We start from the raw sequence: 16,181 nt of genomic DNA, 5'->3' as shown, positions 1-16,181 counted from the left end.
TTTAAATTACATCTTTTAAAATAGCTTTACAATAGCGCATAGTCATAAAACCATAAAAAAATTATGGGATATAAGAATATCCCATAAAAAGTGTGATGATGATCGGAAAAGGAGGGGGATTATTTGCGGCCAAACAGCGAACCCAGTAAGCCGCGCACAATTTTCTGCCCAGTACTCCCGCCCAGGCTGCGGGCAGCACTTTTGGCAAAGGTGCCGACAATGTCCTGAGTCAGTTTTTCTCGTTGCTTGGCTGCGCGTTCAGCTTCTTTTTGCTGTTCTCGTGCCAGACGTTCCTGTTCTTTAAGTTGCTGCTTGGCAAGTTCGGCGGCTTGAGCCTGCTGCTGGCGTTCTGCCACCTTATTTTGCAGCATTTCGTGGGCACTGTCCCGATCGACTGGCTGCTCATAAATACCGGCGACAATACTTTGCTGCATGAGAGCCTTGCGTTCTTCAAGCGAGATCGGTGTAAAGGAGGAATGCGGCGGCATGATCCAGCCACGTTCTACAATTTGCGGAATGCCTTTTTCATCCAGGCAGCTAATTAGGGCTTCACCGACAGCAAGTTCGGTAATCACTTGATCGACTTTAAATTCAGGATTGGCTCGGAAGGTCTCTGCTGCGGTTTTCACTGCTTTTTGATCTTTGGGAGTGAAAGCCCGCAAAGCATGTTGAACCCGATTGCCGAGCTGGCCTAAGACACTTTCAGGTAAGTCCAACGGATTTTGCGTGACAAAATAAATCCCTACACCTTTCGAGCGAATTAGACGCACCACCTGCTCAATTTTTTCTTGCAGGGCAGGGCTGGCATTATCAAATAAGAGATGGGCTTCATCAAAGAAAAACACCAGTTTAGGTTTGTCCAGATCGCCGACTTCGGGAAGCTGTTCAAACAGCTCGGAGAGCATCCAGAGTAAGAACGTGGCATATAGCTTAGGCGTATTCATCAGCTTGTCAGCCGCCAACAAATTGATATTGCCACGTCCTTGACTATCCGTCTGCAAAAAGTCCATCAGATCCAGCGCCGGCTCGCCAAAAAACTGGTCACCGCCTTGGTCAGCCAGTGCTAACAAATTACGTTGAATCGCACCGAGACTGGCGGGTGAAAGATTGCCATATTCAGCTTTAAAGTCAGCCGCATGCTCAGAGACATAACTCAGCATCGCTTTCAGGTCTTTAAAGTCGATCAGCAATAAACCCTGATCATCGGCAATCCGAAACACGGCAGATAAAACGCCTTCCTGGGTGTCATTCAGATTCAGTATTTGCGCCAGCAGCAGCGGGCCAATTTCAGAAATGGTAGTGCGAATCGGATGACCCTGTTCGCCAAATAAATCCCAAAACACCACTGGTGAGGCTGCAAAAGGAATGGACTCGATATTGAGACTTTTAATCCGTTCATCAAACTTGGGGCTGCTTTCACCTGCTTTGGCCAGGCTGGACACATCGCCTTTGGCATCGGCGAGGAATACAGGTACACCAATTCGAGAAAAGCTCTCCGCCAATACTTTTAAAGTCACAGTCTTTCCGGTACCAGTGGCACCTGCAATCAAGCCATGTCGATTGGCAAGTTGGGAATGCAGCACAATATCCTGTGTGGTATCCGCAGTTTTTTTAGCAATAACAATTGGTCTACCCATAGCTTTTCCTGTTATTTATTATTCGTTTTTAAGTTTTTTCATTTGTTCTAGTGCATGCTGAATATCTTGAATCAAATCTTTCGGATATTCCAGTCCAATACAGAAACGAACCAGCAAGCCGTCTTTTAAGTATGAATGTTCCAGCACACGCATGTCTTTTAAGTTATATAGCATGACCAGACTGACAGGGCCACCCCAACTAAAGCCAAGCTTAAACAGTTTTAAGCTATCACAGAAATTCCGGATATCCTGCATTACGTATGTGCTGTCAAAGATCACGCTGACCAGGCCGGCACTATCACCTTGCTTGCAAATTTCTTTCCAGTACTGATGGCCTGCACTGTCCGGATCTGAAGGATGAAGTACTTGCACAAACTCGGTTTGCTGTTTAAGCCATGTCATTAATGTAAGCGCACTGCTGGATTGATGTTGATATCGCAGTTGCATCGAAGCCAGACTACGTTGTATCTGTGCCACATCATCACCAGAAACACTAATGCCCTGAATGGCATGCGCACGGAACAGTTTGTGATGCAGGGTCTTATCTCGCGTAACCACTGAGCCCATCAGGATATCACCACCGCCGCTTGGATATTTGGTCAGTGCATGTACCGTCATATCTACACTTAAATGCTCTTCACTAAAATCAAAGGCATCAAAAGCCAGACCTGCGCCCCAGGTATTATCCAGCGCAGTAAGAATATTGTGTGCCTGAGCTTTTTTCACTAAACCAGCCAGATCCGGAAATTCCAAGGTGACTGAGCCAGCAGCCTCGAGCCAGATCAGTTTGGCTTTATCTGTAGGCTGAAATGTATCAAGCTCTATGGGATTGTAGACCTTAACCGTAATTCCATAACGCTTTTCCATATTGCGTAAATGCTCCATGTTTGGACCATAGATATTGTCAGCTACCCAAACCTCATCGCCCTGGCTTAAAAAGCAAGAATTCACGAGATTAATCGCGGATAAACCACTCGGTGCGAGCAGGTGATATAAACCACCTTCGAGTTGTGCGATGTTATCGCCCAGCGTAAAGGTCGTAGGCGTGCCATGCGTGCCATAACTATAATCATAGTCATCGGTCCAATGGCGATTAAACAGGGCATCGGTATTGTTAAAGATAATGGTCGATGCACGATAGAGGGGAGGTTGAATGGTGGAAATCGCTTGAGGAGCCTTTCGTGGTGCATGAATCAGGCGAGTTTGAGAGTCTTGTTTCACGTGAATGCGCTCAAATGTAATCAAATATTACTCTAGCTTAAGAGAATCTGTGACTCACTGCCAGTTACGTTGTGAATTGTTTAAAAACAACAAGTCTTATAAAAAGTTGGCTTCATTTTTGCAAAACCTAAATCTATATAGCTAAAAAAATAGGTTGAGGAGCATGAAGTCGCATTTAAAAGTGCATTATTTTCAGCATATTGCTGGTGAAGGTTTTGGTAGTTGTTATGAATTTTTAAAGCAGCATCAGGCGCACATTACCGCGACTGAATTTTTTGCTTTACCCGTGGATCGGCCGCTGGAGATCGAGGCGCTGCCTGCAGTGGAAGAGGTGGATTTGCTGATCATTATGGGGGGAACCATGAGTGTGAATGATGAAGCAAATTTCCCTTGGTTAAAAATAGAAAAACGCTGGTTGCGTCGCTATCTTTCGCATGGTAAACCGGCAATTGGCCTGTGTCTGGGTGGGCAGTTGATTGCAAATGCTTTGGGTGCAGGTGTTAGTCGCAATCCAGAACAAGAATTGGGGTGGACCACGGTGCACAGAGTGGCGAATCTACCAGAGACGTGTTTTAGCCTGCCGGAGCAGTTTAATATTCTGCAATGGCACAATGAAACATTTGAATTGCCTAAAGGGGCAGTCCATCTGGCAGAAAATGAAGCCTGTCGTAATCAGATGTACCAGTTGGGCAGAAATGTATTGGGCTTCCAGTTTCATCCGGAAATTACCCCAGAAACACTCGAATTGTTTTTAGAAAATGAAGGAGAGCTTGCACAATTTTCAGGAAAATATGTGCAAAATTTATTTGAATTAAAAAAAACCACGAAGCAAAAATTTATTGAAGGAAATCAGATATTAAATCGTGCTATAGAATATGTTTTGGCAAAAACTGCCTAATATTTACACAATAAACTATTGTTTTAAGTCATAAATTGAAAACTTGGATAAAACCATAAAAGAGATTTGCTTATGCATTAAACAATGGCTATAATAAGCGACCCTTCAATAGGAAGGGGGTTAACTGCGAATAAAGTAGTTAACTATCGTTACAGTCGTGGCATCGATCATGACCTTAGTGATATTTCACTGCTCTTGACACTTGCCCACATAAAGTGGGGTGAGATGCGTCAAGAGTGATTCTTTATATATTTGGCTTGGAGTTTACTGGTATGTCTAACCAGAGAATTCGTATCCGTCTTAAGTCTTTTGATCATCGCCTGATTGATCAATCAGCTCAAGAAATCGTAGAAACCGCAAAACGTACTGGCGCACAAGTGTGTGGTCCAATTCCAATGCCAACACGCATTGAACGTTTTAACGTTTTAACATCACCACACGTAAACAAAGACGCGCGTGACCAGTACGAAATCCGTACTTACAAGCGTTTGATCGACATCGTTCAACCTACAGACAAAACTGTAGATGCATTGATGAAGTTAGATCTTGCAGCTGGTGTTGATGTTCAGATCGCATTGGGTTAAGGCTTTCGGGTTAATTAACACTCTAAGTTAATTAGGCCGCTTTTTTAGAGGTTTATGCACATGGCTATTGGTTTAGTCGGTCGCAAGTGCGGTATGACACGTATCTTTACAGATGCTGGTGTTTCTGTGCCTGTTACAGTGATTGAGGTTGATCCTAACCGCATCACTCAAATCAAAACGCTTGAAACTGATGGTTATCAAGCGATTCAAATCACTACTGGTGAACGTCGCGAATCTCGCGTAACTAACGCTCAGAAAGGCCACTTCGCGAAAGCGGGTGTTGCAGCTGGTCGTCTAGTTCAAGAATTCCGTGCTACAGAAGCTGATCTTGAAGGTCGTGAAGTTGGTGGTACGCTTACCGTTGAATTGTTCCAAGTTGGTCAAGTTGTTGACGTAACTGGTCAATCTAAAGGTAAAGGTTTCCAAGGTGGTGTTAAGCGTTGGAACTTCCGTACGCAAGATGCAACTCACGGTAACTCAGTTTCTCACCGTGTTTTAGGTTCTACTGGTCAAAACCAGACTCCTGGTCGCGTATTCAAAGGCAAAAAAATGGCTGGCCATTTAGGTGCTGAACGCGTAACTACACAGGGTCTTGAGATCGTTGCTATCGACACAGAACGTTCAGTTCTAGTTGTTAAAGGCGCGGTTCCTGGTGCTACTGGTGGCGACGTAATCGTTCGTCCTACGATCAAGGCCTGAGGGGAAATAACGTGAATTTAAATACTGTTTCCGGCTCTGCTGTTGAATTATCAGAAGTTGCGTTCGGTCGTGAATTTAATGAAGCTCTTGTTCACCAAGTGGTTACAGCTTATTTAGCTGGTGGCCGTCAAGGTTCAAAAGCTCAGAAATCACGTGCAGACGTTTCTGGTGGTGGTCGCAAGCCATTCCGTCAAAAAGGTACTGGCCGTGCTCGTGCTGGTTCTATTCGTAGCCCAATCTGGGTTGGCGGTGGTAAAACTTTTGCTGCTCGTCCACAAGACTGGTCTCAAAAAGTAAACCGTAAAATGTACCGCGGTGCTATGCAATGCATCCTAGCTGAACTTGTTCGTCAAGATCGCCTAGTTTTAGTTGAAGAGTTTGCTGTTGCAGCTCCAAAAACTAAAGAATTGCTTGCAAAACTTAACGACTTGAATGCGACTCGCGCATTGATCGTTACTGATGCTGTTGATGAGAACCTGTATCTTGCTGCGCGCAACATTCCACACGTTGATGTGGTTGATGCTGCTGCAATCGATCCGGTTAGCTTGATTGCGTTCGACAAAGTTGTTATGTCTGTAGCTGCTGCTAAGAAAATTGAGGTAGAACTCGGATGAACAACGAACGTATCTATCAAGTCCTGCAAGGACCTGTATTCTCAGAAAAAGCACAAGTTTTAGGTGAAACTGCTGGTGTTCAAGTGTTTAAAGTTGCATTAAATGCAAACAAGCTTGAAATCAAAAAAGCAGTGGAACAACTCTTTGGTGTGGAAGTTGTTAAAGTTAACACGACTATCACTAAAGGTAAGTCTAAACGCTTTGGTAAAACATTAGGACGTCGTTCTGATGTTAAAAAAGCATACGTCACCCTGAAAGCTGGCCAAGATGTTGAAATGGCTGACTTGGGCGATACCGCTGAAAGCACAGCGGAATAAGGACGAGAATTATGCCTATTCAAAAATGTAAGCCAACGTCTCCAGGACGTCGCTTTGTAGAGAAAGTGGTTCACGATCACCTTCACAAAGGCGCACCATACTCTCCGTTGGTTGAAGCTAAAAAACGTACTGGCGGCCGTAATAACAACGGTCACATCACGACTCGTCACGTTGGTGGCGGTCACAAGCAGCACTACCGTCTAGTTGACTTTAAACGTAACAAAGATGGTATTCCTGCAACTGTAGAGCGTATCGAATACGATCCTAACCGTACTGCACACATTGCACTTGTATTGTATGCTGACGGTGAGCGTCGTTATATCATCGCTCCTAAAGGCCTTCGCGCTGGCGATAAAGTACAGTCTGGTAACGATGCTCCAATTCGTCCAGGTAACTGCTTGCCGCTTCGCAACATGCCTATCGGTTCTACTCTTCACAACATCGAACTTAAAATCGGTAAAGGCGCGCAGTTAGCTCGTTCAGCTGGTACTTCAGTTCAGCTGTTGGGTCGTGACGGTTCTTACGCTATCGTTCGTCTGCGTTCAGGCGAGATGCGTAAAATTCACGTTGAATGCCGTGCTGTGTTAGGTGAAGTATCTAACTCAGAAAGCAACCTTCGTTCACTAGGTAAAGCTGGTGCATCACGCTGGCGTGGTGTTCGTCCTACCGTTCGTGGTATGGCGATGAACCCAGTTGACCATCCACATGGTGGTGGTGAAGGGCGTAACAAAGGTATTCAACCTGTAAGCCCATGGGGTCAAAAAGCTAAAGGGTACAAGACACGTACCAATAAGCGTACGACTAAGATGATTATTCGCGACCGTCGCGTTAAGTAACAAGTAAAGGAATCTGACAATGCCTCGTTCTCTGAAAAAAGGCCCATTCGTCGATGCGCACTTGTTCGCTAAGGTTGAAGCGGCTATCGCGGCTAATAACCGTAAGCCGATCAAAACTTGGTCGCGTCGTTCGATGATCCTCCCGGATTTTGTTGGTTTAACAATTTCTGTACACAATGGCCGTAACCACGTTCCTGTGATCGTTTCTGAGCACATGGTTGGTCACAAGCTTGGTGAATTTGCACCAACTCGTACCTATCGCGGTCACGGTGTTGACAAGAAATCTAAACGTTAATGGGTGCTATGATGGAAGTAACTGCTAAATTACGCGGTGCCGCTATCTCGGCACAAAAAGCTCGTTTGGTTGCAGATCTTATCCGCGGCAAATCTGTTGCGCACGCTCTTAACATCCTTAACTTCAGCAACAAAAAAGCTGCAGTTCTAGTTAAGAAAGCGTTGGAATCTGCGATTGCAAACGCTGAACACAATAACAGTTTAGATGTAGACGACCTTAAAGTTTCTACGATCTACGTTGATGAAGGCATGAGCCTGAAACGTATTATGCCACGTGCTAAAGGCCGTGCAGATCGTATTACTAAGCGTACTTGTCACATCACCGTTAAGGTAGGGGTTTGATATGGGTCAGAAGGTTCATCCAATCGGTATCCGCCTAGGTGTTGTGAAACGTCATAACGCTAACTGGTATGCGAATCCGAAACAATACGCTGAATACTTGCTTAAAGATCTTCAAGTTCGTGAGTTTTTGATCAAAAAACTTAAAAACGCGATGATCAGCAACATTCTTATCGAACGCCCTACAGGCGCTGCTAAAGTAACTATTAGCACTGCTCGTCCAGGTATCGTAATCGGTAAAAAAGGCGAAGATATTGAGAAACTACAACGCGAATTGACATCTATCATGGGTGTTCCTGCGCAAGTAAGTATCAATGAAATTGATCGTCCAGACTTAGACGCGCGTCTAGTTGCTGAAGCTATCGCTTCTCAATTAGAAAAACGTGTAATGTTCCGTCGTGCTATGAAGCGTGCGGTACAAAACACAATGCGTGCTGGTGCTAAAGGTATCAAAGTAGAAGTTTCAGGCCGTTTAGGTGGTGCTGAGATTGCTCGTACTGAGTGGTATCGTGAAGGTCGTGTACCTCTACATACGCTTCGTGCAGATATCGACTATGCGACTATGCGTGCTGAGACTACTTACGGTACGATCGGTGTTAAAGTTTGGATCTTCCGTGGTGAGATCTTGGGCGGCATGAAACAAGTCATGAACCCAGCTCCAGCAGAAGAGCGTCCAGCTAAACGCGGTCGTGGTCGTGGTGAAGGTCAAGAGCGTCGTGGTCGTCGCAATGATCGTTCTGCTGAAAAAGGAGAATAATCCATGTTGCAACCTAAGCGTACTAAATTCCGTAAAGTGCAGAAAGGCCGTAACACTGGTCTAGCACACCGCGGTAGCACAGTATCTTTCGGTACTATTGCACTTAAATCAGTTGAACGTGGTCAAATGACTGCGCGTCAAATTGAAGCAGCGCGTCGTACAATTAGCCGTCGTATTAAGCGTGGTGGTAAGATCTTTATCCGTGTATTCCCGGACAAGCCGATTACTTCTAAGCCTCTTGAAGTGCGTATGGGTAAAGGTAAAGGTTCTGTGGAATATTGGGTTTGCCAAATCAAACCAGGTAAAGTCTTGTACGAAATTGATGGTGTTAACGAAGAATTGGCTCGCGAAGCGTTTACGCTTGCAGCAGCTAAGCTTCCGTTTAAAACCGCTATCGTGACTCGGACGGTAATGTAATGAAAACTAAAGATCTACGTGAAAAGTCGGTAGAAGAGTTGACAGCTTTGCTTGATGAGCAACAGCTTAACCAATTCCGTCTTCGTATGGCGAAAGCAACTGGTCAATTGGGTAAATCGCATGAAGTTGCACTTACTCGTCAGACTATTGCTCGTATTAAGACCCTCCTTACCGAAAAACAGGGGAACGGACAATGAGTGATAAAACAGTCCGCACGTTAACTGGCAAAGTTGTAAGCGACAAGATGGATAAATCTATCGTTGTTCTTATTGAACGCCAAGTTCAACACCCGTTGTATGGCAAATTAATCCGCCGTTCAACAAAATTACATGCTCATGATGAGAACAACACAGCGAAAGCTGGTGATGTTGTAACCATTAAAGAAAGCCGCCCAATTTCTAAAACTAAGTCTTGGACTCTAGTTGAAGTTGTTGAAGCAGCTGCTGAGTAATTAACGTTCTTGTTGCATCATCGGTCAATTTCGAGTACTCTTTGAGCCTTTCGAAATTTCGACCGGTGTTGCTCGGTTTTGGAGTAGGGCAATGATTCAGACCGAAACTATGCTCGACGTAGCAGACAACAGTGGTGCACGCCGCGTACAATGTATTAAAGTACTTGGTGGCTCGCATCGTCGTTATGCTTCTGTTGGCGACATTATTAAAGTTACTGTAAAAGAAGCAATTCCACGCGCACGTGTTAAAAAAGGTGACGTGATGAATGCGGTTGTGGTTCGTACAAAATTCGGTATCCGTCGTGCAGACGGTTCAGTGATTCGTTTCGACGATAACGCTGCTGTTATTTTGAACAACAACAAAGCGCCGATTGCAACTCGTATTTTCGGACCAGTGACTCGTGAACTTCGTACTGAACAGTTCATGAAAATTATTTCATTGGCTCCTGAAGTTCTATAAGAGGCGATCATGGCTAAGATTAAAAAAGGCGATCAAGTAATTGTGATCGCAGGTAAAGAAAAAGGCAAACAGGGTACTGTTCTGTCTGTTTCTAATGACCGTGTTAAGGTTGAAGGCCTTAACTTGGTGAAGAAGCATCAGAAGCCGAACCGTGCTACAGGCGCTGAAGGTAGCGTTGTAACTCAGGAAGCTTCGCTTCATATTTCAAACGTGGCAGTTTTTAATGCTACAACCCAAAAGGCTGACCGTGTTGGTTACCAAGTGATTGATGGCGTGAAAACTCGCGTATTCAAATCAAATGGTGAATCAGTGGCGGTAGCGAAGTAATAGGTTGATATAGGCCATGGCCAGACTTAAAACACGTTACAACGACGAACTTAAAGCTCAATTACAAGAAGTATTGGGCGTTAAGAATGTGATGGAGATTCCTCGCATCACTAAAATCACGATCAACATGGGTGTTGGCGCAGCTGCTGCCGACAAAAAACTCCTTGATGGTGCTCTTTCAGATATGCAAGCTATCGCTGGTCAAAAACCAGTACTTACGTTAGCTCGTAAATCAATCGCTGGTTTTAAAATCCGTGATGGTTGGCCGATCGGTTGTAAAGTTACTTTACGCGGCGAACGTATGTACGAATTCTTGGACCGTTTGATCTCGATTGCGATCCCTCGTATCCGTGACTTCCGTGGTTTCTCTGCGAAATCATTCGACGGTCGTGGTAACTACTCAATGGGTCTTAAGGAACAAATCATGTTCCCTGAAATCGATTTTGACAAGATTGATCGTATTCGTGGTATGGATATTACCATTACTACGACTGCTCGCACCGATGACGAAGGCCGTGCGCTTATGCGTGCATTCGGCTTCCCGTTCAAATAAGAGGTCGATATGGCTAAGAAAGGTATGATTAATCGCGAATTGAAACGCGAAGCTACTGTTGCTAAATACGCTGCAAAACGTGCTGAATTAAAAGCTGTTATTGCAAACGTAAATGCATCAGACGAAGAACGTTTCGAAGCGATGATGAAATTACAAGCATTACCACGTAATGCATCTCCAGTACGTCTACGTAACCGTTGTGGTTTAACTGGTCGTCCTCATGGTTACTTCCGTAAGTTCGGTTTAAGCCGTAACAAATTACGTGAAACAGTAATGCAAGGTGATGTACCTGGCGTTGTTAAGGCAAGCTGGTAAGGAGCACTATAGATGAGTATGCAAGATACCGTTGCCGACATGCTAACACGTGTTCGTAACGCACAAATGGCAAAGAAACAAACTGTTTCTATGCCTAATTCTAAGTTGAAGGTAGCAATTGCTAACTTGCTTCAACAAGAAGGTTATATTTCAAACGTAGAAGTTGCGGATGCTGAAGGCAAACCAACTCTTACTTTAACTTTAAAGTATTTCGAAGGCAAACCAGTTATCGAAACTGTGAAGCGCGTAAGCCGTCCAGGTCTACGTCAGTATCGCGGTAAAGATGCACTTCCGAGCGTTAAGCAAGGTTTAGGTATTGCAATTGTTTCTACAAGCAAAGGCATCATGACTGATCGCGCTGCACGTGCTGCAGGCGTTGGTGGTGAAGTTATTGCTTTTGTTTCTTAATAGGTGATTCCTCATGTCTCGTGTGGCTAAAGCCCCAGTAACTGTACCTAACGGTGTAACAGTTACTCAGAACGGCCGGCAGGTCGAAGTGAAAGGCACTAAAGGTACATTGTCTTTCAACCTGCATGCGCTGGTCGAGCTTAAACAGGAAGACGGTATTCTAGCTATTGCTCCAGTACAAGAGTCGAAAGACGCTTGGATGCAAGCTGGTACTGCTCGCGCTGTGCTTAACAACCTTGTAAAAGGTGTTAGCGAAGGTTTCGAACGTAAGTTACAGCTTATCGGTGTTGGTTATAAAGCTGCGGTTAAAGGTGACGTTGTTCATCTTAACCTTGGTTTCTCTCACCCGATCGATTATGCACTTCCTGCAGGTGTAACTGCTGAAACTCCAACTGCAACTGAAATCATTCTTAAGTCTGCTGATAAAGCAGCTTTAGGACAGGTTGCTGCAGATATCCGTGGTTACCGTCCACCAGAGCCATATAAAGGCAAAGGTGTTCGTTATTCTGACGAAGTTGTACTTCGTAAAGAAGCTAAGAAGAAATAAGGCGCGAGGTTCTTATGAACGAAAAGAAACAATCCCGTTTGCGTCGTGCGAAAAGCACACGCTTGCACATCCGTGCATTGGGTGCGACTCGTTTGTGTGTAAACCGCACTCCGCGTCACATCTATGCTCAAGTTATCTCTGCAGATGGTGGCAAAGTATTAGCGCAAGCTTCTACTTTAGACGCTACTCTACGTGCGGGTACAACTGGTAACGTTGAAGCAGCTCAAAAAGTAGGTGCTTTAATCGCAGAACGCGCTAAAGCAGCTGGTGTTACTAAAGTTGCATTTGACCGTTCTGGTTTTAAATATCATGGTCGTATCAAAGCCTTGGCTGATGCTGCTCGTGAAAACGGCTTGGAGTTCTAATCATGGCTAAAGTTGAACAAAACGAAGGTCTTGTTGAAAAGCTGGTTGCCGTTGATCGTGTAGCCAAAGTTGTTAAGGGTGGTCGTATCTTCTCTTTCACAGCATTAACTGTTGTGGGTGATGGTAATGGTCGCGTAGGTTTTGGTCGTGGTAAAGCACGTGAAGTTCCAGCTGCTATCTCTAAAGCACTTGAAGCTGCTCGTCGCAATATGATTACTGTTGACCTTGTTGATGGTACGTTACAGCACCCAATTCATGCACGTCACGGCGCTAGCCGCGTATTCATGCAGCCTGCCTCTGAAGGTACAGGTGTAATTGCTGGTGGCGCTATGCGTGCAGTTCTAGAAGCTGTAGGCGTACGTAACGTGTTGACTAAATGCCGTGGTTCTACTAACGCTGCTAACGTAGTAAACGCAACTTTCAATGGTTTGCGTGATATGACTACTCCTGAAAAGGTTGCTGCGAAACGTGGTCTTTCAGTAGAACAAATTCAAGGGTAATCAATCATGAAAACGATTAAAGTTACCCAGACTAAATCTGCATCGCACCGCTTGAAAAATCACAAGCTTAGCCTGCAAGGTTTAGGTCTGCGTCGTATTGGTCATACTGTAGAAGTGTTAGATACACCTTCTAACCGTGGTATGATCAACCAAGTCTACTATATGGTTAGTGTAGAGGAATAAGCCATGACTCTGCGTTTAAATACAATTGCACCTGCAGAAGGTGCTAAACGTGACAACCTTCGTTTAGGCCGTGGTATCGGTTCTGGCGTTGGTAAGACTGGTGGCCGTGGTGTCAAAGGTCAAAATTCACGTAAGAGCGGTGGTACTCGTCCAGGTTTCGAAGGCGGTCAAACAGCACTTTATCGTCGTTTGCCTAAATTCGGCTTCACTAGCCAATTGGCTTTGAAAACTGCTGAAGTACGTTTATCTGAGCTTGCTAAAGTTGAAGGTGACATCGTGTCTCTTGAAACTTTAAAAGCTGCGAACGTTGTACGTAAAGACATGATCCGTGCTCGTATCGTACTTTCTGGTGAAATTACTCGTGCATTCACTGTTCAAGGTGTTGCATTGACTAAAGGCGCTAAAGCTGCTGTTGAAGCTGCTGGCGGCAAAGTCGAGGAGTAATCCCCAGTGTCTATGACTCCTAGTTCTTCAGGTCATGTCAACATGATGAAAGGCCAACCATTTCATGTGAAATACCGTGAAATTATTCGTCGAATGATGTTTCTCATTGGTGCGTTGTTGGTGTTTCGACTAGGAGCGCATATTCCAGTACCAGGCATCAATAATGCTGCGTTAGAAAACTTGTTTAATGCAAACCAAGGTACCATCCTTGGTTTGTTTAACATGTTCTCTGGTGGTGCATTAGAACGAATGTCTATTCTTGCTCTCGGGATCATGCCATACATCTCTGCATCGATTATCGTGCAGTTAATGTCAACTGTGGTTCCTTCGCTGGAAGCTTTAAAGAAAGAAGGCGAGCAAGGCAAACGTAAAATTAATCAATATACACGACAAGGTACATTGTTCTTAGCGCTGGTACAGGCGGTAGGTATGTGTGCAGGCCTGATCAGTCAGGGGATTACCCTGAATACTGGTTTGGCTTTTTATGTTCCTGCAGTAACCTCACTGGTTGCGGGGACCATGTTCTTGATGTGGTTGGGTGAACAGATTACCGAGCGTGGGGTGGGAAATGGTATTTCCATGATCATCTTCGCGGGTATTGTTGCCGGATTGCCTAATCTGATTATGCAATCTTTCTCATCTGTAGATAATGGCCAGACCAGCCTGATTGGCTTGGTGATTTTTGGTTTGTTGTCTCTGGGTGTTTTGGCAGCGATCGTGTTTATCGAGAAAGCGCAACGTCGTATTCCGGTAAACTATGCTCAAAAACAACAAGGTCGTCGTGTATTTACTGCACAGCAGACACATTTGCCATTAAAAATTAATATGGCGGGTGTGATTCCGGCAATTTTTGCCAGCTCATTGCTTTTGTTCCCTGCGAGCTTAGGTCAGTGGGTGGGTAGTGCAGATCCAAATGCTGGATTTATTAAGCGTAGCCTGCAAGATGTAGCATTGGTATTGTCGCCTGGTCAGCCGTTGTATTTGGTGCTCTTTGGTGCGTTAATTATCTTTTTCTGTTACTTCTATACAGCACTGGTATTTAGTCCTAAAGAAGTGTCAGAGAACTTGAAACGCAGCGGAGCTTACGTGCCTGGTATACGTCCAGGTGAGCAAACTGCTCGTTACTTAGATCATATTCTCAATCGTTTGACCTTTATTGGCGCGATTTACATCGCAGTCATTTGTTTGATGCCGATGGTATTGCAAAGTTCATTTGGTATTCCATTCTATTTGGGTGGTACCTCTTTGCTGATTGTTGTGGTGGTAGTGATGGACTTTATGGCTCAGCTGCAATCACACCTCACTTCGCACCAATACGATAATCAAACGTTAATGAGAAAAACGACTGCTCATCCTAAGGGATAAGCGCACTTGAGGTTTCATCATGAAAGTACAAGCTTCTGTTAAGAAAATTTGTGGTAGCTGTAAAGTTATCCGTCGTAATGGGGTTATCCGCGTAATTTGTAGCGCAGAACCTCGTCATAAGCAGCGTCAAGGTTAATCTGATTAAGACCTGTTGATTTCTGTAGGCGAATTAGGTTATTATCCGCCCCTCAAGATTTTTGTGGGGCGGTTGATTATCTACTGCCTTTTTGGAGAAAATTGAATGGCTCGTATTGCCGGTGTAAACATTCCGGATAACAAGCACGCTGTTATCTCTCTAACGTATATCTTTGGTATTGGTCGCCATACTTCAAAAGCTATCTTAGCTGCTGCTGGTATTGCTCCAACTACTAAGATCCGTGAATTAGATGACGCTCAGCTTGATGCGATTCGTGCAGAAGTTGCTAAGGTTCCGACCGAAGGTGATTTACGTCGCGAAATTTCCATGAACATTAAACGTTTAATGGATTTAGGCTGCTACCGCGGTCTTCGTCATCGTCGCAGCTTGCCTGTCCGCGGTCAACGCACCAAAACTAACGCTCGTACCCGTAAAGGTCCGCGCAAACCTATTAAGAAATAAGATTTCTGGAAGCTAAAAGATGGCTAAAGATACTCGCGCACGCAAGAAGGTCACTCGTACCGTCTCTGAAGGTGTCGCACACATTCACGCTTCTTTTAATAACACCATTGTGACTATTACCGATCGTCAAGGTAATGCACTGGCTTGGGCCACTTCAGGTGGACAAGGCTTCCGTGGATCACGTAAATCAACTCCGTTCGCTGCTCAGGTAGCTGCTGAAGTTGCTGGTAAAGCTGCTTTAGACTACGGTTTGAAAAACTTGGACGTCCTTGTAAAAGGTCCTGGTCCTGGTCGTGAATCTGCGGTTCGTGCTTTAGGTGCAGTGGGTTATAAAATTAACAGCATTACCGATGTGACGCCAATCCCGCACAACGGTTGCCGTCCACCTAAAAAACGTCGCGTGTAAGGAGAAACATTCATGGCTCGTTATATTGGTCCAAAATGCAAACTCTCTCGTCGCGAAGGGACAGACCTGCAACTTAAATCAGGCGTTAAACCGTTTGATGTTAAGACAAAAAAACATGCGAAAGTTCCTGGCCAACACGGCGGGGCTCGTGGTGGTAAACAATCTGAGTACTCACTACAATTACGTGAAAAACAAAAAGTACGTCGCATGTACGGTGTTTTAGAGCGTCAATTTAGTAACTACTATAAAGAAGCTGCTCGTGTTAAAGGCGCAACTGGTGAAAACCTGTTGAAGCTACTTGAAAGCCGTCTTGATAACGTTGTTTATCGTATGGGTTTCGGTTCTACTCGCGCAGAAGCTCGTCAGTTAGTATCTCACCGTAGCATCACTTTGAATGGCCGTCGTGTTAACATTGCGTCTATCCAAGTTAAAGCGGGTGATGTGATCGCAGTTCACGAAGGCGCTAAGCAACAATTACGTATCAAAAACGCAATTGAATTAGCTACTCAACGTGGCATGCCTTCTTGGATGGAAATCGACCATTCTAAATTAGAAGGTACGTTCAAAGCTGCACCGGATCGTTCTGATTTACCTGCTGAAATCAACGAAAGCTTGATTGTAGAATTGTATTCTAAATAATCCTTGA

Annotated in this window: 28 protein-coding genes and 1 pseudogene; 27 read left to right on the top strand and 2 right to left on the bottom strand. The window is 44.7% G+C overall.

The genetic code is table 11. The features are described 5' to 3' along the window. Positions 1-119 precede the first annotated feature (119 nt). Together NI462_RS10990 and NI462_RS10985 are read right to left on the bottom strand one after the other, a co-directional pair. The gene (locus NI462_RS10990) at positions 120-1,637 is read right to left on the bottom strand and encodes a helicase HerA-like domain-containing protein (RefSeq protein ID WP_253160592.1); all 1,518 of its coding nucleotides are present in this window, start codon (positions 1,635-1,637) and stop codon (positions 120-122) included. Positions 1,638-1,655: 18 nt separating this feature from the next. Continuing rightward, a complete protein-coding gene (locus NI462_RS10985) occupies positions 1,656-2,858 on the bottom strand; it encodes a PLP-dependent transferase (protein ID WP_253160591.1) in 1,203 nt (400 codons plus the stop codon). Between the two features lie 163 nt (positions 2,859-3,021). Between NI462_RS10985 and NI462_RS10980 the strand changes: the two genes are divergently transcribed. From NI462_RS10980 to rpsD, 27 genes and pseudogenes are all read left to right on the top strand, one after another. Then, positions 3,022-3,756: a type 1 glutamine amidotransferase gene (locus NI462_RS10980; protein ID WP_148335048.1), complete on the top strand. Its 735-nt coding sequence runs from the start codon at positions 3,022-3,024 to the stop codon at positions 3,754-3,756. 272 nt (positions 3,757-4,028) lie between these two features. Next, on the top strand, positions 4,029-4,340 hold the full coding sequence (gene rpsJ, locus NI462_RS10975; protein ID WP_000070912.1) for a 30S ribosomal protein S10: 312 nt from the start codon (positions 4,029-4,031) through the stop codon (positions 4,338-4,340). Positions 4,341-4,400: 60 nt separating this feature from the next. After that, on the top strand, positions 4,401-5,039 hold the full coding sequence (gene rplC / locus NI462_RS10970) for a 50S ribosomal protein L3 (RefSeq protein ID WP_004645054.1): 639 nt from the start codon (positions 4,401-4,403) through the stop codon (positions 5,037-5,039). Positions 5,040-5,050: 11 nt separating this feature from the next. Further along, a complete protein-coding gene (gene rplD, locus NI462_RS10965) occupies positions 5,051-5,653 on the top strand; it encodes a 50S ribosomal protein L4 (RefSeq protein ID WP_004281511.1) in 603 nt (200 codons plus the stop codon). Further along, positions 5,650-5,970 (top strand): 50S ribosomal protein L23, encoded by a 321-nt coding sequence (rplW, locus tag NI462_RS10960; protein WP_004281510.1) that lies wholly within the window; start codon positions 5,650-5,652, stop codon positions 5,968-5,970. The genes rplD and rplW overlap by 4 nt, the downstream gene beginning before the upstream one ends. 11 nt (positions 5,971-5,981) lie before the next feature. Continuing rightward, a complete protein-coding gene (gene rplB, locus NI462_RS10955; protein ID WP_004281509.1) occupies positions 5,982-6,806 on the top strand; it encodes a 50S ribosomal protein L2 in 825 nt (274 codons plus the stop codon). A 19-nt stretch (positions 6,807-6,825) separates the two neighbouring features. Continuing rightward, positions 6,826-7,101 (top strand): 30S ribosomal protein S19, encoded by a 276-nt coding sequence (gene rpsS, locus NI462_RS10950; RefSeq protein WP_004281508.1) that lies wholly within the window; start codon positions 6,826-6,828, stop codon positions 7,099-7,101. Between the two features lie 11 nt (positions 7,102-7,112). After that, a complete protein-coding gene (gene rplV, locus NI462_RS10945) occupies positions 7,113-7,442 on the top strand; it encodes a 50S ribosomal protein L22 (protein WP_001982638.1) in 330 nt (109 codons plus the stop codon). A 1-nt stretch (position 7,443) separates the two neighbouring features. After that, positions 7,444-8,260 (top strand): annotated as a pseudogene (gene rpsC, locus NI462_RS10940) (30S ribosomal protein S3). Continuing rightward, positions 8,200-8,613: a 50S ribosomal protein L16 gene (gene rplP / locus NI462_RS10935; protein WP_004281506.1), complete on the top strand. Its 414-nt coding sequence runs from the start codon at positions 8,200-8,202 to the stop codon at positions 8,611-8,613. The pseudogene rpsC and the gene rplP overlap by 61 nt, the downstream one beginning before the upstream one ends. After that, on the top strand, positions 8,613-8,810 hold the full coding sequence (gene rpmC / locus NI462_RS10930) for a 50S ribosomal protein L29 (RefSeq protein ID WP_004281505.1): 198 nt from the start codon (positions 8,613-8,615) through the stop codon (positions 8,808-8,810). The genes rplP and rpmC overlap by 1 nt, the downstream gene beginning before the upstream one ends. Then, a complete protein-coding gene (gene rpsQ / locus NI462_RS10925; RefSeq protein WP_004281504.1) occupies positions 8,807-9,064 on the top strand; it encodes a 30S ribosomal protein S17 in 258 nt (85 codons plus the stop codon). Before rpmC ends, rpsQ begins: the two co-directional genes overlap by 4 nt. A 91-nt stretch (positions 9,065-9,155) precedes the next feature. Continuing rightward, on the top strand, positions 9,156-9,524 hold the full coding sequence (rplN, locus tag NI462_RS10920) for a 50S ribosomal protein L14 (RefSeq protein ID WP_004281503.1): 369 nt from the start codon (positions 9,156-9,158) through the stop codon (positions 9,522-9,524). A gap of 9 nt (positions 9,525-9,533) precedes the next feature. Further along, the gene (gene rplX, locus NI462_RS10915) at positions 9,534-9,851 is read left to right on the top strand and encodes a 50S ribosomal protein L24 (RefSeq protein ID WP_004281502.1); all 318 of its coding nucleotides are present in this window, start codon (positions 9,534-9,536) and stop codon (positions 9,849-9,851) included. Between the two features lie 16 nt (positions 9,852-9,867). Beyond that, entirely contained in the window at positions 9,868-10,404 is a 537-nt protein-coding gene (rplE, locus tag NI462_RS10910) for a 50S ribosomal protein L5 (protein WP_004645057.1), read from the top strand. Between the two features lie 9 nt (positions 10,405-10,413). Further along, the gene (gene rpsN / locus NI462_RS10905) at positions 10,414-10,719 is read left to right on the top strand and encodes a 30S ribosomal protein S14 (protein ID WP_004732275.1); all 306 of its coding nucleotides are present in this window, start codon (positions 10,414-10,416) and stop codon (positions 10,717-10,719) included. A 12-nt stretch (positions 10,720-10,731) separates the two neighbouring features. Further along, positions 10,732-11,127, top strand: coding sequence for a 30S ribosomal protein S8 (rpsH, locus tag NI462_RS10900; protein WP_004281499.1), 396 nt, complete (start codon positions 10,732-10,734; stop codon positions 11,125-11,127). Between the two features lie 13 nt (positions 11,128-11,140). After that, positions 11,141-11,674, top strand: a complete 534-nt coding sequence (gene rplF / locus NI462_RS10895; protein ID WP_004645059.1) for a 50S ribosomal protein L6 — start codon at positions 11,141-11,143, stop codon at positions 11,672-11,674. 14 nt (positions 11,675-11,688) lie between these two features. After that, the gene (gene rplR / locus NI462_RS10890; RefSeq protein ID WP_004281497.1) at positions 11,689-12,039 is read left to right on the top strand and encodes a 50S ribosomal protein L18; all 351 of its coding nucleotides are present in this window, start codon (positions 11,689-11,691) and stop codon (positions 12,037-12,039) included. 2 nt (positions 12,040-12,041) lie between these two features. Beyond that, on the top strand, positions 12,042-12,539 hold the full coding sequence (gene rpsE / locus NI462_RS10885) for a 30S ribosomal protein S5 (RefSeq protein WP_004281496.1): 498 nt from the start codon (positions 12,042-12,044) through the stop codon (positions 12,537-12,539). A 6-nt stretch (positions 12,540-12,545) separates the two neighbouring features. Continuing rightward, the gene (gene rpmD / locus NI462_RS10880) at positions 12,546-12,722 is read left to right on the top strand and encodes a 50S ribosomal protein L30 (RefSeq protein ID WP_004281495.1); all 177 of its coding nucleotides are present in this window, start codon (positions 12,546-12,548) and stop codon (positions 12,720-12,722) included. Between the two features lie 3 nt (positions 12,723-12,725). Then, positions 12,726-13,166 carry a 50S ribosomal protein L15 gene (gene rplO / locus NI462_RS10875; protein WP_004281494.1) on the top strand — a complete coding sequence of 147 codons (441 nt, stop codon included), beginning with the start codon at positions 12,726-12,728 and terminating at the stop codon, positions 13,164-13,166. Positions 13,167-13,211: 45 nt separating this feature from the next. After that, positions 13,212-14,531 (top strand): preprotein translocase subunit SecY, encoded by a 1,320-nt coding sequence (gene secY, locus NI462_RS10870; RefSeq protein ID WP_171057005.1) that lies wholly within the window; start codon positions 13,212-13,214, stop codon positions 14,529-14,531. A 19-nt stretch (positions 14,532-14,550) separates the two neighbouring features. After that, the gene (gene rpmJ, locus NI462_RS10865; protein WP_000867907.1) at positions 14,551-14,667 is read left to right on the top strand and encodes a 50S ribosomal protein L36; all 117 of its coding nucleotides are present in this window, start codon (positions 14,551-14,553) and stop codon (positions 14,665-14,667) included. A gap of 105 nt (positions 14,668-14,772) precedes the next feature. Beyond that, positions 14,773-15,129, top strand: a complete 357-nt coding sequence (gene rpsM / locus NI462_RS10860) for a 30S ribosomal protein S13 (protein ID WP_004281492.1) — start codon at positions 14,773-14,775, stop codon at positions 15,127-15,129. Between the two features lie 19 nt (positions 15,130-15,148). Beyond that, on the top strand, positions 15,149-15,535 hold the full coding sequence (gene rpsK, locus NI462_RS10855; protein WP_004281491.1) for a 30S ribosomal protein S11: 387 nt from the start codon (positions 15,149-15,151) through the stop codon (positions 15,533-15,535). A gap of 12 nt (positions 15,536-15,547) precedes the next feature. Next, positions 15,548-16,174 (top strand): 30S ribosomal protein S4, encoded by a 627-nt coding sequence (gene rpsD / locus NI462_RS10850; protein ID WP_004281490.1) that lies wholly within the window; start codon positions 15,548-15,550, stop codon positions 16,172-16,174. Positions 16,175-16,181: the final 7 nt, after the last annotated feature.

It is taken from the genome of Acinetobacter lwoffii, assembly GCF_024129715.1.
Classification (GTDB): domain Bacteria; phylum Pseudomonadota; class Gammaproteobacteria; order Pseudomonadales; family Moraxellaceae; genus Acinetobacter; species Acinetobacter lwoffii_U.
Note: the sequence above shows the minus strand (reverse complement) of the source record. Positions and strands in the feature narration are given on the sequence as shown.